The 14,177-nt window shown below is 40.0% G+C and carries 13 protein-coding genes; all 13 read right to left on the reverse strand.

Annotated features, from left to right (window positions below; all coding sequences use genetic code 11):
* Window positions 1-367: 367 nt before the first annotated feature.
* The 13 genes from AC23P2_RS30540 to AC23P2_RS30600 all read right to left on the reverse strand — a co-directional run bounded on the left by AC23P2_RS30540 (window position 368) and on the right by AC23P2_RS30600 (window position 14,091).
* Window positions 368-1,429 carry a toprim domain-containing protein gene (locus tag AC23P2_RS30540; RefSeq protein ID WP_487776700.1) on the reverse strand — a complete coding sequence of 354 codons (1,062 nt, stop codon included), beginning with the start codon at window positions 1,427-1,429 and terminating at the stop codon, window positions 368-370.
* 550 nt (window positions 1,430-1,979) lie between these two features.
* Window positions 1,980-3,155: a replication protein RepA gene (locus AC23P2_RS30545; protein WP_487776701.1), complete on the reverse strand. Its 1,176-nt coding sequence runs from the start codon at window positions 3,153-3,155 to the stop codon at window positions 1,980-1,982.
* An 81-nt stretch (window positions 3,156-3,236) separates the two neighbouring features.
* A complete protein-coding gene (locus AC23P2_RS30550; RefSeq protein WP_487776702.1) occupies window positions 3,237-3,557 on the reverse strand; it encodes a hypothetical protein in 321 nt (106 codons plus the stop codon).
* A 49-nt stretch (window positions 3,558-3,606) separates the two neighbouring features.
* The gene (locus AC23P2_RS30555; protein WP_487776703.1) at window positions 3,607-4,284 is read right to left on the reverse strand and encodes a nucleotide-binding protein; all 678 of its coding nucleotides are present in this window, start codon (window positions 4,282-4,284) and stop codon (window positions 3,607-3,609) included.
* Window positions 4,285-4,503: 219 nt separating this feature from the next.
* The gene (locus AC23P2_RS30560) at window positions 4,504-5,721 is read right to left on the reverse strand and encodes a GIY-YIG nuclease family protein (protein WP_487776704.1); all 1,218 of its coding nucleotides are present in this window, start codon (window positions 5,719-5,721) and stop codon (window positions 4,504-4,506) included.
* The gene (locus tag AC23P2_RS30565) at window positions 5,714-7,765 is read right to left on the reverse strand and encodes a DEAD/DEAH box helicase (RefSeq protein ID WP_487776705.1); all 2,052 of its coding nucleotides are present in this window, start codon (window positions 7,763-7,765) and stop codon (window positions 5,714-5,716) included. The genes AC23P2_RS30560 and AC23P2_RS30565 overlap by 8 nt, the downstream gene beginning before the upstream one ends.
* A complete protein-coding gene (locus tag AC23P2_RS30570) occupies window positions 7,762-10,515 on the reverse strand; it encodes a class I SAM-dependent DNA methyltransferase (protein ID WP_487776706.1) in 2,754 nt (917 codons plus the stop codon). Before AC23P2_RS30570 ends, AC23P2_RS30565 begins: the two co-directional genes overlap by 4 nt.
* Window positions 10,516-10,768: 253 nt before the next feature.
* On the reverse strand, window positions 10,769-11,446 hold the full coding sequence (locus AC23P2_RS30575; RefSeq protein ID WP_487776707.1) for a recombinase family protein: 678 nt from the start codon (window positions 11,444-11,446) through the stop codon (window positions 10,769-10,771).
* Between the two features lie 611 nt (window positions 11,447-12,057).
* Window positions 12,058-12,579: a hypothetical protein gene (locus tag AC23P2_RS30580; RefSeq protein WP_487776708.1), complete on the reverse strand. Its 522-nt coding sequence runs from the start codon at window positions 12,577-12,579 to the stop codon at window positions 12,058-12,060.
* Window positions 12,572-13,057 carry a hypothetical protein gene (locus AC23P2_RS30585; RefSeq protein WP_487776709.1) on the reverse strand — a complete coding sequence of 162 codons (486 nt, stop codon included), beginning with the start codon at window positions 13,055-13,057 and terminating at the stop codon, window positions 12,572-12,574. The genes AC23P2_RS30580 and AC23P2_RS30585 overlap by 8 nt, the downstream gene beginning before the upstream one ends.
* 419 nt (window positions 13,058-13,476) lie before the next feature.
* A complete protein-coding gene (locus AC23P2_RS30590; protein ID WP_487776710.1) occupies window positions 13,477-13,689 on the reverse strand; it encodes a helix-turn-helix domain-containing protein in 213 nt (70 codons plus the stop codon).
* 3 nt (window positions 13,690-13,692) lie between these two features.
* A complete protein-coding gene (locus AC23P2_RS30595) occupies window positions 13,693-13,851 on the reverse strand; it encodes a recombinase family protein (RefSeq protein WP_487776711.1) in 159 nt (52 codons plus the stop codon).
* A 93-nt stretch (window positions 13,852-13,944) separates the two neighbouring features.
* On the reverse strand, window positions 13,945-14,091 hold the full coding sequence (locus AC23P2_RS30600; RefSeq protein WP_487776712.1) for a hypothetical protein: 147 nt from the start codon (window positions 14,089-14,091) through the stop codon (window positions 13,945-13,947).
* Between the last annotated feature and the right edge of the window lie 86 nt (window positions 14,092-14,177).

A 14,177-nucleotide genomic window follows, 5' to 3' on the forward strand; every position in this document is an offset into this window, starting at 1 on the left:
CTTAATTTATTAAAAGCCTTCTAACCTTTGGCTTCTGATCTATCTTACTTTTGGCCCGAATCGGGAGTTGCAGCCATTACCAGTATAGGCTTGTATACAAATACGAAAATTTGTAAAAAAATGGCTAATTTTTAGCTCAAAAAATATGTCGAATATCGGCCATAAAACGCCTTGTACTCGTCACCATTTAGAAGGATCCATATTGAAAAAACGGCGATTCTAGCGTTTTGGAGGGGGTATTTTGCAGAACCGACGTATAGATAAACCAATTTGAGCTACCGATTTTTGGTTTATCTATAAAATATCTTACTCTATTTTAAGTCTTTAAAATGATTACTTTTAAGCCTATAATTCTGTTTGATTTAAACTAAGGCGTGATGCGATTGATAAGCTTTTTGCCTTGGTTGGATTGCCACTGTTCGTTTAAATCTTTATAATTCGCGTAAAAGTAGTTCATACTATTAACACTCATCCCTAGAGCAGTCCCTTTCTTCAAGAAATGGTTAGTCAATATTTCCCCTGCGGCATCATTTTGTGTCCACAAAATCAGCGGATTAAACTTGGTACCATACTCGCCAATTCCCGCTTCAATCACTGACAAAGCGCGGGTGATCATTCCCGTGCCGTTCAAAATCAAAAAGTTTTCACGCTTGGGGGCTATATCGGGTTTAAGATGTAAAAACGTCAAAAAATCAGGAAACCCCTCAAACACGTGCAGACGAGTTGGCGGGGGTTCGGACTTTGATACCTGGGCAAAAATAGTGGTGATGTCACGTGGACCGACACAGGATTTAAAATGGGTTTGGCCGAATTGGGCGCGAACTTCATAGCCGCCGCCGTTATTGGGAAAACCCACAGCGTACCATTTAGCAGTTTTCTTATGAGCAGGTGAAAATTTGATGGTGGCCACATAAGGGGAGCAAATCTCGGGTTTTAATCCTCGGTTGGCTAAATAGCGGGCTTGGGCGGTGAATTCTCGATTGCGCCCCCTGCCCGTCCATGTCGAAAATTCGTAAACAGTCTCCAAAATATGACCGCTCTCGGCAAGGTTGTCATTGGTCGCCTGTTTAGATGCCTCCATTTGGCCAATAGCAGCCCGTGGAGTGCGCTGAATTGGGGGGGCGGCTACCACCCTACCCGAAAGCCCGACAAGCCACTCACAAGCCTCTGTAAACGGTTTTCCTGTGAGCTTCATGGCAAGGGTAATGCTATCGGCTGGCCGTTCCATCCCTTCACCAAAGTCAAACCACTGATTTGTCCGATTTAAAACATGAAAACTGGGGCTTGAATCTTCCCGAAAGGGGCTGTTGTACCAAACATCGCCGTTTGTACTATTTTTGGCAGGGCTATGCCCCACGGCAGCCAAAATTGCTTCAATGCTAACGGCTTTAGCAGCCTCACGTAATTTTTGATATTTAGTAGGGGTCATACCAAGCAAATTAGCAGGTTGAATGATAAAACACAACGGCAGGTTTTGAACCCACTGGAGAAAAGAAAAATGCAAGGGTAGATAAAATTAAAATCATAGTTGCTCTAAACCCCCTCCTTTTTTTCCTTCCCAAGTCATATCCTTTGTTTTTTCACTGATTTGAGTTTTTCACATTTGAGAGGAAGTTTATAGGTTTTTTATAGTTTATATTATATATAGGATTCTGCCCCCGATATTACGTGCCACTTTGCCCCCAATATTACGTATGTTTTGCCCCCAATATTACGTAGATAACCTTCAAAACGCCACCTTTTTCCACACAGCCAACAATATGTATTTTAAACGATCATTTTACCCAAAACTGCCCCCAATATTACGTGCTTTGCAAAACAGGCAATCCAATAAAAACAGGGTGATAGCCTAAAATGCTCTTTCAGAAATTGCCCCCGATATTACGTACTTTTTGGATATGGGGCGTGACAAACTTTACGTACATTTTTAGTTGTAGATTCACAACTGATTTTGGTTGTAAAATTGCAACCAAAGTAACTTACTTTTTCTTCTTTTCATTGATTTTGGGGAGTTTATCCAACTCCTCACGGCTCATTTTCAGAATGTCTGCCTCACTGGGCGGGCGATAGACAGTCGCTTCGACCTGTGCGCGGCTTCTTTTGCCTTTAACAGGCTTAATATCAATCACGTGCTTCTTTTTGCCTTCAAGCTGGGGCTTATAATCGCTACTATGAGGTACTGGCGGCGGGGTATATTCAAGCCAAAAACCTGAGTAGCGGCCTGACTGCTTGTTACCATTTTTAACAACGCAAATACCCTCTGTTACTGAATTGGCCGCTCTTGGGTAAGCGTGTAACACTTTATGGAGAGCTTCACGGAATTTTTCTTTGAACTTGTTTGTCTTGGCATAGCCCTTGCCATAGATTTCATACAATGATTTCCAATCTACAAATTCTGGGGTTTCTTTATTGACACGGCATAAGCGATGCGCCAACCAAGCGTAAATATCAAGGGTCAACGTGCCTTCTGATAAGCTGGCCACTGCCCTTTCATCAAGAGGTACAGCATGATTAATAACAAACTCGGTAAACTTGGCCGTTGGCTCAACAAATGACGGCCAAAAGCCCAACTGGTCAGCGGATTCAGGATACCAGAGATCGTGTTTATCAAATAGTTTAATATCGGAATAGCCATCGTGTGGTACGCCTTCGGCAGTCACAATAAATGTAAATTGAGCGCGTGACATTCTTAAAATTTGCTCTTTCACGTTGTTGATATAGTGCTTGGTAACTGGCAACCCTAAACGCTTAATGAACGCGGACATACTTTTTTCAAGTGAAATGATGCGTTCACCTGTTTGCTGATATTTCTTCTTGTTTTTCAGAATTTCTGATACCAAATTGATAAATAATAAGCGGGCTGTCACACCATAAGGTAAGCCAACTTCAATCAGTTTCTTGGTGCGTTGGTCTTTGACAATACCCGCTTGGATAATCAAACTGCTGCGGCCATTTTCAACGCTCCAATAGCGGTTCGCTTTGGGGTCGCTGGCAGGCAAAGCCACTTGGCAAAGTAATGCGTGTTGGTAAACCACTTCGTCGGCCAATGGTAATGCCAAGCTGACCTCTTGAAGGGTTTTTACCAGTTTCGGTTTAGAGGTTTTTCGCCCTGGCTTTGGGCGATTGCTCTCTGCAATTTCTTTTAAATCTGTCATAAACGACCATATAACAAAACAAGTTGGTATAAAAGGTTTTCTAGTCTATTTTTACAACTAAAAACAGTTGTAAAAACACAACTAAATCTGGTTGCTCCTTTTTTGTTCTTTTGTGATTTTATCCTTTACAGCATCAACCACAAAATCATGGATAGAGATACGGTCGCGTTTGGGTAAACGTGCCTGTATCTCACGGATAATTTCCAACTCACTTTCATATATCTTAAAAGTGAATGATTTAAGTTTATCTGGCTTTGTCACGGGCTGCGAAGGATAGACATCCAATCCTTTGTCTATCATGTGTTGCAACTTAGGGTCAGAAAAATCAATTCCCTTGTGCGCGGGTTGTTGATATTCTGTAACAGGGGGCATTGCCAATGTTGGTGTCTTCTTCTTACTCATAATCTGAACTCATTTAAGTTGTAGATTTACAACTGAATATAGTTGTAAATTAAGTTGTTGATAATGTTTCTTGTTGATTGTTTTTCAATGCTTTATGAATACCTAAATATAATTCAGACAATTCATAAATTGCCTTTTCATCTATGGGCTTTAATTCTATAACCCCCAAGCCAGAAGCAGCAGCATTGGCAAATGAGATACGATTACCGATAGAGCAATCGAGGAAAGTGAGAACACTGGAATCTTTCAACAGGTCAGAAGCTTCTTCTTTGTAGCTTCCCCGTGCATCAGCTTTATTAATGAAAGAGAGGCAACGTATCTTAGTATTGAAGGGGGCAATTTCTGAAACCAGATTTTCAACTTTGCGTAAAGTCCAAATATCAAGGGAGCGGGGCGCAAAAGGAACAAGGTAAATATCTGTTACTGACAAAGCAGAACGTTGGCTGACAGTATCGCGCCCGCCTGTATCAATCACAATATCATCGCATTTACTGGCCAGTCGCAATACGTTTGCATTAAGTTCTTTTCCTGTGATTTTAACGGCTGTATAACCAAGGTCACCGTTTTTGGCTTGATGCCGAAAAGCTGAAAAATCTGTGGCAGATTCTTGGTCATCAGCATCGACTAAAATCACATCTCGGCCTTGATTGGCCAAGAAAACAGCTAAGTTGGTCGCTATGGTTGTCTTACCACTTCCGCCTTTGATGCCTCCTACGGTGTAAATCATAGTGTTACCCTTTATATTAAGTTGTAAATTCAGTTGTAAATCTACAACTATTTCTACAACTAATCAAGGTTTATTTCAGCAAACCAAATATAGGGTAATTTACAACCAAATTTAGAACTGAATTTAGTTGTAAATTTAGAACGAAAATAGGGCTATTTGCCCCCGATATTACGTACTTTGGGTAGTTTTACCAGAACAAGAGTAGCCCTACATCTGGGATCAATTCTGATATTTCTTAAGTCCTACAGAAGTTGGGTCATAATAATAATCGCTTATTATACCTTCTTTTATTTTTTCTACAACTTCATCAATGATAAAAAGTGGAGTCAAAAACCATTCCTGCGCTTTTACCGGTCTATCAAAGCGATCGTTTACTTCAATATCCAATTTTGCTGTACCGAAAAATTTATGAATGACTTTTTCAAGTTTTATGCGATTTATGTTAGCCAGTTTATACGTAGCTATAACTTCAACATCAGCCATTAAAAAAGTAGGATCATATTTAGCACCAGAAATTCGTTTCTTTATATCACCGCCTGTGACCCCAATTTTATGAACGATGCTCCTGTTTTCTTTCACCAATGGATGATCAGAGAGACTGCGGAGTACATAAATTGTACCGCTTTCAAGGTCATCTTCGCTGTTTTCCCCTGAGAAAAGCGGTCCGAAATTAGGGTCAGATATAAACCTGCTCGTTTCATCCTTATACATTGCACGAACTAGTGATCTTAATAAAATATTACTTTCCGTACCATTTGCATAAATAACCCGCAGACGGGCATCGTCGTCTCCATTAGGTGCTTTAAATGTTTCACCAATTTCTTCTATGTATGAAATTTGCCCGCCTATGATAATAAACTGTCCTTTTTTAAGTGTTGTTTTGGAAAAGCCCGCATCTTTTCTAAACCAGATCGTGTTTCTGTACCCCGTATCAATATCTTTCTTTAATGCCTCAAACAGTGGTTTAAATCGCTCAAAATCCTCACAGCGAGTACGGTTAGCAATTTCTTCCGCGGCCTTCTTTTCTGCGCGCGGCTTTACATGTTTTAGCTTTGTGATGGAACTTTCTTCATTTTCTTCCACGCCCAGTTGCTCAAGCAATTCATCATCATCCATGTCATCCGGAACCTTTAATGTCGGTTTATATCCATCATCTAAAAGTTGTTGATAATCCAAGTCCTTCAGAAGTTCCTGGCATTCTTGCTGATTACGAATTCGGTCAAGCCTGACAGCGTACAGTCTTTCAAAAATATCTCTGTTTTCGCCATGTTCTGGTAAGCGACCTTGCTTCTCCACAAACTTTTGAATTTCTTCAAAACCGGCAATGATTCGTTCTTCCCGTACAGTGTACTTACCCGATGCCTTGGCCTCTATTTCGATACCGAGTTCTGCCAAAAGGGCATCATCTTCTTCTGTGAAATTATCTTTTTTAGCCATTTGCTTTTTCAGCTTTTAAACGTGCAAGAAAGGCAATACCTTGTGCCATACGCTGCTCCCATGGATCACCGGACTTAATATCCGGTAACCGGCCCCGTTCATTTTTAAATTTTAAAGCCCGCCTCGCTAAATCCCGTGCCTCCTCCAATGACAAATTTGGTTTTTTGGCTGAAATGACCGCTGCCATAGTTTTTAAACTGTGCTCTGTCATAGCTTTCGATAAAATGGAATAGGCTTCGCTGAATGGATTTATGCTGTCTATCCAGTCTACATCCAGCTCCCGCACATCCATAGTAAACTTGCGTATGCCATCAATTAGAGCTGTATTACCTCGACTGCTTAATTCACTGTCGTTGTTCAGTGTCTCTTTTGCCTTTTGCGTGAAATTAAGCGCAGCAATGGCATGCTGTCGTATAGCTTCTAGGTCTTCTTCATCCAGTTCTGGATATTTATCTTTGATGATTTTTCCCATTCGGACCTGAGTCAGCTCTTGTGGTACTACTTCTTCGTCAAATAAGCCACGTTCAATGGTTTGTTTATCCTGTACAAAAGCCGCGATAACTTCGTTCAAATCTTCTTTGCAAATGCGCTGTGCGTTCTTGCTTTGGGGCATAGAAAGTCCTTTGATTTCAATTTGATATTGTCCGGTATCCTCATTGAATCCAACATTTTCTCTGTCTGGATTATAACCGCTTACCCCATAATCGAATCCTTCAACTGGCGCGCTTTGTACATTCTTCGGAGTAAAGTTGAATCTTGGTGTCAGTACCTGTTCCATCAATAAACTTGCCGATATTGCTTTAAGCGTATCATTGACGGCGTCAGTAACAGCCTCTTCCGATGCATCCGGTTCTGCGATCAAGTTAGTAAAACGGGCGTGGGTTTTATTGGGGGCATCGCGTGTGGCGCGGCCGATAATCTGTACAATTTCAGTCAGGCTGGAACGATAACCCACGGTGAGCGCATGTTCACACCATATCCAGTCAAATCCTTCTTTAGCCATGCCAAGTGCTATAATAATGTCCACATAATCACGGTTATATTTGACCTCAGATAGTTTTAATGCCGCAGATACTTTATTGCGCTTTGCCGCATCATCATCTACCAGATCAGCAATACGTAATGTCTTTCCTCCGGAGGTTTTAACCAAATGAAAGCCGGTTTGAGGGTCAATACCCCGCCAATCTCCCAGCGCCTCAATGATATGTTCCACTTCTTTAATCTTATCACCCATACTCTCTCGTGAATTAACGTTCGGTATGTGAATGATCGTTTTTTCATCAGGATTAAGGACACTTAATATCTCATCCGCATACGCCCCACTGTAGAAGTAATAACCAATGTTCAGCGTCTTCAGATATTGATAACCGTTGAGTTGCTCATAATATGTGTATGTAACGGTATCGAATTTAGCTTCATCGTCAGGCATTAAGACGGGAGTTGCATCCCCACGGAAATAAGAGCCGGTCATAGCTACGATATGTACCTTGTCCCGTGCTACGAATTGCCTGAGTTGTGAACCGAGAACATTATCTCCATCCGCACTAACATGGTGAAATTCATCAATTGCGATCATCCGATCGTCAAAAGCCTCAATTCCCAGCCGCTCCACTGCGAAACGAAACGTCGAATGCGTACAGATTAAGATTTTATCATCACTACCCAAAAAAGTTCTAACAGCATTGACTTTACTGCCATCCTCACCGGGCGCGTTACAAAGATTCCATTTTGGCTCCACCTTCCAATCATAATAATAACCGTAATTTGAAAGCGGTTCGTCGGTAAAGCTTGCTCCAATGGACTTTTCAGGGACGGCTATAATAGCTTGCTTAATTCCCTGATTATTCAGCTTATCAAGGGCGATAAACATTAAAGCACGGCTTTTGCCGGAAGCAGGAGGGGATTTGATCAACAAATATTGCTCGCCACGCTTTTCATAAGCGCGTTCCTGCATAGCGCGCATCCCAAGCTCGTTTGAGTGGGTAGAGCTTCCGGTGCTTTTATAATTAACAGTAACGGACGGTACAGCTTTGTTTTCAATCATACAGATTTCACTTTGGCAGTCATTTGAGTATAAAGGTCGAAAAGTTTTTCCATGCGTTCCGTGTCATTTTTAAATCGACGGCCAATGTAGATACGTTCCAGCACTTCATCATTGCGTTCAAGGGCCCTTCGTAAATCTTCAGGCATTTTCTCTGTGTCATACAACTCAGCAATGGTGGCTGGAAAATGCCGCTCGCGGGCAATTAAGATTTCTTCGGCACAGGCTGTTAGATCCTTCTTATTTTTTTCGGTAAGTGTCGGTACGGGAAAAGTGTTCCACCCAAGAGTGTTAGAATAATTAAAGTCTGTCCTTAGTTTACCGCATATGGTATCAATCCATACCAAGTGGAAACGGGATGATAAAATAGCAAAATTCCACAATGGTGCATCATATAAGCCAAAGTTTCTGTTTGTAATTGTAGAGTTTCTGTCAATTAGACCTATTTGAAACCAGTTCCTTTCTTCTGATGAAACTGCGGGTACGACAATAGTATGGTTATAACCAATGTTCATCTCTCTCATTTGGTGAGAACGCATTGACATTTCTTTTGCACTTTTATCCGGGCTATTCAGGCGCACTTCTCTAACAGCTTTTATACGTTTAGATAGCGAATCAATACCTAATGCTTCAGCTAAATTTTCATCTTCAACCCATAAAACATACCGCTCTATGCCTCGTATAAATTCAGCAGATCCGTAAATGCGACGAATAAACTTTGTTTTCTGTTCTTTTGAAAGCTGTAGGTCATTTACTTCATTCCTAGATAGAAGCAGATTTCCACCATCTACAGGCTTATTCCCAAATTTCATTTCAGCAATTTCACAAATTGGCTTAGTTATTTTACTAACAATTATATTTTCTGCCGCAGTTAGATAAGCATTGATATTGTTGACTTTTTTTTCAATCGTTCCACCTTTCTCATCAATAGAAAACAAGCGACGGATTTTACTTGCATGATTTGATATACCTACAATTACCACAGTGACACCGGCATTATGACTGGCCAGATTATTCCATTTGAAAGAGGTATGGGCAAATGCAATTTCATGGCCAGTTTTGAAAATTAGCGGCCAGAGAATAGGTACCTGTTGTCCCTGACAAATTGAATTGGTAGACACAAATGCCGAGGTTACCTTAGTATACTTACCATATTCAGCTGCTTTCATAAACCAGCCCGCGACATAATCCAACGACTTCCACGTTGGGGTTAGGTGCTTAAATACGGTCTCAAGATCAGCTTTTTGCTCTTTCGTTTGCCAGGTAGATCCATAATATGGTGGGTTTCCGCAGATATAGGTTTCACCACCTGCATTCTCAAAATCAATTTCTGTTTGATGTAGTGGGGTCGAGAATAGGTCATTACTGTATAGCTTTACACCAGTGCCTCCTACGTCCATCAGACTTGGCCAATCCAGCCGAAGGGCATTACCACAAATAATCCAGTTTTGGTTACTTAGCGGAAGGAATTCGGCAATTGCCAGTTTCTGACCCCGGTAAAGCACATCACACTGATATTCAGCGATAATGAGGGCGAGGCGGGCAATTTCACAGGAGAAATCCCGGAGCTCTATTCCACGAAAGTTAGTGAGAGGGATTTCGCTGGCACGGTCACTCTCACCTCGGCGTCTGTTGATCTCCGCCTCAATTTCCCGCAATTGTTTATAGGCAATAACGAGAAAGTTACCAGAGCCGCAAGCGGGATCAAATACACGGATGCGGGCAATACGTTTGCGTAGGTTTAGTAACTTTCGGGGATTGTCACCGGCTTCGTTCAACTGCTCCCGCAAATCATCAAGAAAGAGCGGATTCAATACTTTCAGGATATTTGGAACCGATGTGTAGTGCATTCCTAATTCGCTGCGTTCCTCCACATCTGCTACTGCCTGAATCATTGAGCCGAAAATATCCGGATTAATTTTTTTCCAATCTAGATTTCCTACATGCAGCAAGTAAGAACGGGCAATTTTAGTGAATTTAGGGCATTCGGTAGAGCCGGAAAATAAGTCTCCGTTTACATAGGGAAAACTATTTGCCCAATTCTTGATTTTTTTTTCAGCGCGTTGATGCAGTTTAGTGTCCATCGCCCGAAAGATTTCGCTGATCACATCATGTGTATCAGAGGCATCGCCGGCACTCATTTGCTGTACAGTTGCCGTAAAAAGCCTGTCGTCTTTAAAGATATTTGTATCTTCAGCAAAAAAACAGAAAATTAACCGCGCCAGGAAGTGATTCATATCATGGCTGCGTTCTGCCGTTGCCCATTCTGGGTTATGGCGCAGCAACTCGATGTAAAGTTTATTCAGGCGGCTTGTGGCTTTAATATCAAAGGCATTTTCACGGATTTGTTTAATTGTGCTAATACCTGCCAATGGTAGAAAGAAGCCGAAGTGATTATGAAAGTCCGAATATTTACAAATAACTGTTTCCCCACTGTTAATATCTTCTGCCTGAAAATCTATTCCATCCGTAGCCAAAACAAACTTAGCTTTTGCTCTGGTGGTTGAAGGGCTTTTTCTGAGCAAATCGTAAGTTTCCTGAACCTTACCTTCTTCACAAACTGCAATATGGATGTTATTTTGCTGTAGAACACCGCCTTCTATATCTGATTTGTTATTATTTCCAGTCTTTAAACGTTTAATGGTTGTTTCTTTATTACCAAAAGCTTCTAAGAACACATATGGGAATTCAGCAGAAACAAAAGGCTGTTCTGCTAACAATGAAATAGCTTCTTCAATCTCAACTGCATTCATTTCTTACATTATATTTAATCAAACTGCCGAAGCAGGTATATTCTCAGTCAGGCAAAAACATTTCGAAATTATAATTCTCAGGACAAATTTCAGTGTTATCGAACATCAAAACTAATCATAACAGCAGTTTTGCCCGCTTTTTTGCCAAGTGTACCGATTTAAACCCTATTTATTGTGGTACACTTTGATATTATCTTCAACATAAAAATCATTTGATGACGGCATGTATGTAATCAAATGATTAATTTGTCAATTATTCAAAAAGTGTTATAATACGCTGTACCTGAACTGCTTGGAATTTCTTTCCACGACGAGTGCGAAACCCATATTCGTTCAGTACTGCTGCAATTCCGCTCCAGCTTTCACCGGCCGCCCGCAGTGAACGTGCAAATGCAGCAGCCCGGCGATTATTTTCATGATCACGTGCATTTTGCTGTCGAATCGCCAACCCTTTTTGTACTGCCAGTGAGGTAAGATTTTCCGGTTTTCCTAATGTAAAACCGGCTCTCTTTTTTTCAGCCAGTGCCTTTCGAGTACGATCACTGATAACTTCACGCTCATGTTGAGCCATTGTAGCCATGACCCCAATGGTAAGTGTATTAGCATCCGGCATATCAGCACAGACAAACTCTACGCCAGAATCACGAAGTGTGAAAATAAAAGCAATATTTCGAGTCAAACGGTCGAGTTTGGCAATAAGTAAAATCCCCCCTTTTGCTTTACTATAGGCAATCGCTTTTATTAATTCAGGTCGGTTATTTTTGCTACCTGATTCAATATCGGTAAATTCAGCTAAGATTTCTCCTCTGTTCTTAATATAAGTATTAACACTTGTTCGCTGTGCACTCAGGCCAAGGCCGCTGGCACCCTGTCGTTGAGTAGACACTCTATAGTAAGCTACATATTTTTTGTGTGTGAAGTAATGTTCCATTATATGTTTAACAGTTGATAATAGTTTTTTTTAGTAAATGGACAAAGAATTACACTAAGGGAATTCTTTATCCATTTGCTTTGATTCTGAATTGTTTACAAAAATGAGACTTTTCGAATCTAGTTTAGATTGGAGGCTATGCTATTGTATTTTGCTTAATAACTTGTACCGAAAACTTATACCAGCTTTCAAAGTACCCTATTTTAAAGCCGAATGAGTAATGAATACAGGTCAAAAACACTTAGAGTAATTCTTTGGCTAGTTACTAATAAAACCCATAATACAAATATATGTTTTACATTTTACAAACGGATGTTTGTAAAATGTAAAACATATATTTGTATTATCAAGAATGGTAGCCTTGTACAAACGACCTCTGGAAAAAAGCAAGAAAAAGAATATTACCGCCCTGTGGCTGTTGTAGAATAATTCACTCAACAATAATCAGTACCCCCAGCTACTGATCTGCTAACGTTACTGATAAAATCAGTAACGTCAACGGTGGAAAAGGATTAAATAAGGGGGCGAATAATTTTACGCAATTAATAATCTTTTAAATTAGTACGATTTAAAAGGTTATTAATTGCGCATTGACATATCAGAGATAGATGTCAGTAACATATTTCTAAGGAACTACCGTAATAAACTTCAAAGTACTCAATAGCCCCCTTTTTTTGTTCATTAGTACTACCCCTACCATAACGCCCTGAAAGGAAATTGATATAAACTGTTTGGTTACTGTCAACCCAAAGTTCCCCTCCCATTAGAGCAGATTTACCTCCCGTAAGATTTGTATGACAAACATTTCCTCGTCTAGCATTAGGATTTGGTGTTTTGTCTAAAATCATTCTAAATCCATCGTAGTCAATGACCCAGATATATTTATACTCTGCAATCGCCTTATCATCATCTCTAATAGCTTCTTTAAGATTTCCTATAGAAATTGGAACACGACATGAGGGATAATCTTGTTTACTAGGTAAAAAAAAAGAAGAGATAAAAGGCTCAATATCAGCTTCTCCTTCCTCTAAAACTCTACTGAATTTAATTCTTTCAAAGGGTAAAGCCGATGGCTCCATTCTCCTAATAGCATTTTTTAATTGTTCCAGCTCTTTTTTCGAAAAATCACTCATTCGTTTTTATTTTAGTTCTGCCTCTTTCCTTTGCTTTCTCTAAAGTAGCTAACCCGTATCTCTTTAACGCTTCTAATGCTGATATAGAATGTAGCTTCCCAAAATAGGCTATATCATTGTCTTCTTCATTGATAAAAAGGAACTGTTTCTCTTTATCTAAATAAAACTTAAAATCAGCTTCTGAAAATAAAAATTCGATATAGTGATTATTTAAAGCAGGAAACATCTCATCTTTAATAGACGGGAAAAAAGCTCTTAATTTCCACACATCCTCTCTACTTTTTAGATAATTTTCATTGAAAGGAGCAGCTAGTGATGCTCCTTTAGCCCACCCCTGCAAATCTAATGGAGATAACCCCTTTGCCTTTGCATTACCCGTAAAGCTGTCCTTGGCTGATAGTCCACCATACATCCCTCCAACGTTGTTTCGCCTGCGTTCAATAATACCTTGTATTTTCTTTTTTGCAGTGTTTCCCATATTACTTTCCTCCCATCTTGTTTAGTAATTGTTTAGATACCCTATAAAAATTTAAAGTACTGATAGTCAACAAGTTAATATTATTATCTTTAGCCAATCACCTGAAAAACATAGCATTTTTTGAGTTTTTAAGGCTTGTTGTGGCTAAAAATTGTACTATTCTAACCAAAAAATAGTGATTAAATTGTACTTTATAAATAAAATGAGTATCTAAACAGTTACCTTGTTTAAATAACAATGATTTTGATACTAAGTAATGTAAATTTTGTAAAAAAAATACATTATTCACATACAAAGCAATAGTTTTTTCAGATAAAAGAGGCTGTCCCAAAAGGATAACCTCTTTTTTGATTGATTTTCACAGCAATCTATAATTTTCCATCATTGGGGGACTGCCCACATTCGTACGAAATGTTCCATCAAGGATCAAGCTTTTGTGAACTACTTCTCTGGCTAGCTCTCACATAGGCATACATTGTTGGTTTACTGATGGCCAGCATTTCGCAGATTTTCTTGATGGAGGTTTTCTTCGCTTGGTAGAGGTCAACAGCCAACTGTTGTTTATCCGAATTCAGAAGTTTGGGGCGACCTCCTAGCTGGCCGCGCGCCCGAGCTGCTGATAAGCCCGTCATGGTTCACTCCTGAATCAAATTTCGCTCGAACTCAGCCAGTGCGCCAAACAGATGGAAGACTAACTTACCCGTTGATGTCGCTGTATCAATTGATTCGTGCAAACTTTTCAGGGCTACTCCCTGATCATCCAGAAAAGCGACCCAGTCAGGAACGTTAATCATTTGATAACGTATTCTATTAAATATCAAGATGTTATCAAGTTATTTGAACGTACTTTTCAACATCTAACTATTCCTGAGAAATTCTATGTTAGATTAATTACTGGAAACATTTAAATTAGGCTTGTAGTGTCCTGACAAATTATTAATACCAACAATATTACCCCCTCTGATTTTTAATTCACCTGCTGCTAATACATCAGCCCCACCTGATAAAAAGGTATGTTTTCTGCCAAGTAAAATTTGCCCATCTAGAGGTTTTCATTACAAACGGGCGGAAAATAGCGGTTTGCTAATTAGCGTTTATCGGAAGGTTTCCGTAAAGCTCG

Source organism: Runella sp. R0.1_18, assembly GCF_057652155.1.

What these genes read in the sequence shown, in the direction of transcription:
- AC23P2_RS30540 (WP_487776700.1), bottom strand. Translation starts at nt 1,429, where the DNA reads ATGACCCCTACTAAATATCAAAAATTACGTGAGGCTGCTAAAGCCGTT.
- AC23P2_RS30545 (WP_487776701.1), bottom strand. Translation starts at nt 3,155, where the DNA reads ATGACAGATTTAAAAGAAATTGCAGAGAGCAATCGCCCAAAGCCAGGG.
- AC23P2_RS30555 (WP_487776703.1), bottom strand. Translation starts at nt 4,284, where the DNA reads ATGATTTACACCGTAGGAGGCATCAAAGGCGGAAGTGGTAAGACAACC.
- AC23P2_RS30565 (WP_487776705.1), bottom strand. Translation starts at nt 7,765, where the DNA reads ATGATTGAAAACAAAGCTGTACCGTCCGTTACTGTTAATTATAAAAGC.
- AC23P2_RS30550 (WP_487776702.1), bottom strand. Translation starts at nt 3,557, where the DNA reads ATGAGTAAGAAGAAGACACCAACATTGGCAATGCCCCCTGTTACAGAA.
- AC23P2_RS30585 (WP_487776709.1), bottom strand. Translation starts at nt 13,057, where the DNA reads ATGGGAAACACTGCAAAAAAGAAAATACAAGGTATTATTGAACGCAGG.
- AC23P2_RS30575 (WP_487776707.1), bottom strand. Translation starts at nt 11,446, where the DNA reads ATGGAACATTACTTCACACACAAAAAATATGTAGCTTACTATAGAGTG.
- AC23P2_RS30595 (WP_487776711.1), bottom strand. Translation starts at nt 13,851, where the DNA reads ATGATTAACGTTCCTGACTGGGTCGCTTTTCTGGATGATCAGGGAGTA.
- AC23P2_RS30580 (WP_487776708.1), bottom strand. Translation starts at nt 12,579, where the DNA reads ATGAGTGATTTTTCGAAAAAAGAGCTGGAACAATTAAAAAATGCTATT.
- AC23P2_RS30590 (WP_487776710.1), bottom strand. Translation starts at nt 13,689, where the DNA reads ATGACGGGCTTATCAGCAGCTCGGGCGCGCGGCCAGCTAGGAGGTCGC.
- AC23P2_RS30560 (WP_487776704.1), bottom strand. Translation starts at nt 5,721, where the DNA reads ATGGCTAAAAAAGATAATTTCACAGAAGAAGATGATGCCCTTTTGGCA.
- AC23P2_RS30570 (WP_487776706.1), bottom strand. Translation starts at nt 10,515, where the DNA reads ATGAATGCAGTTGAGATTGAAGAAGCTATTTCATTGTTAGCAGAACAG.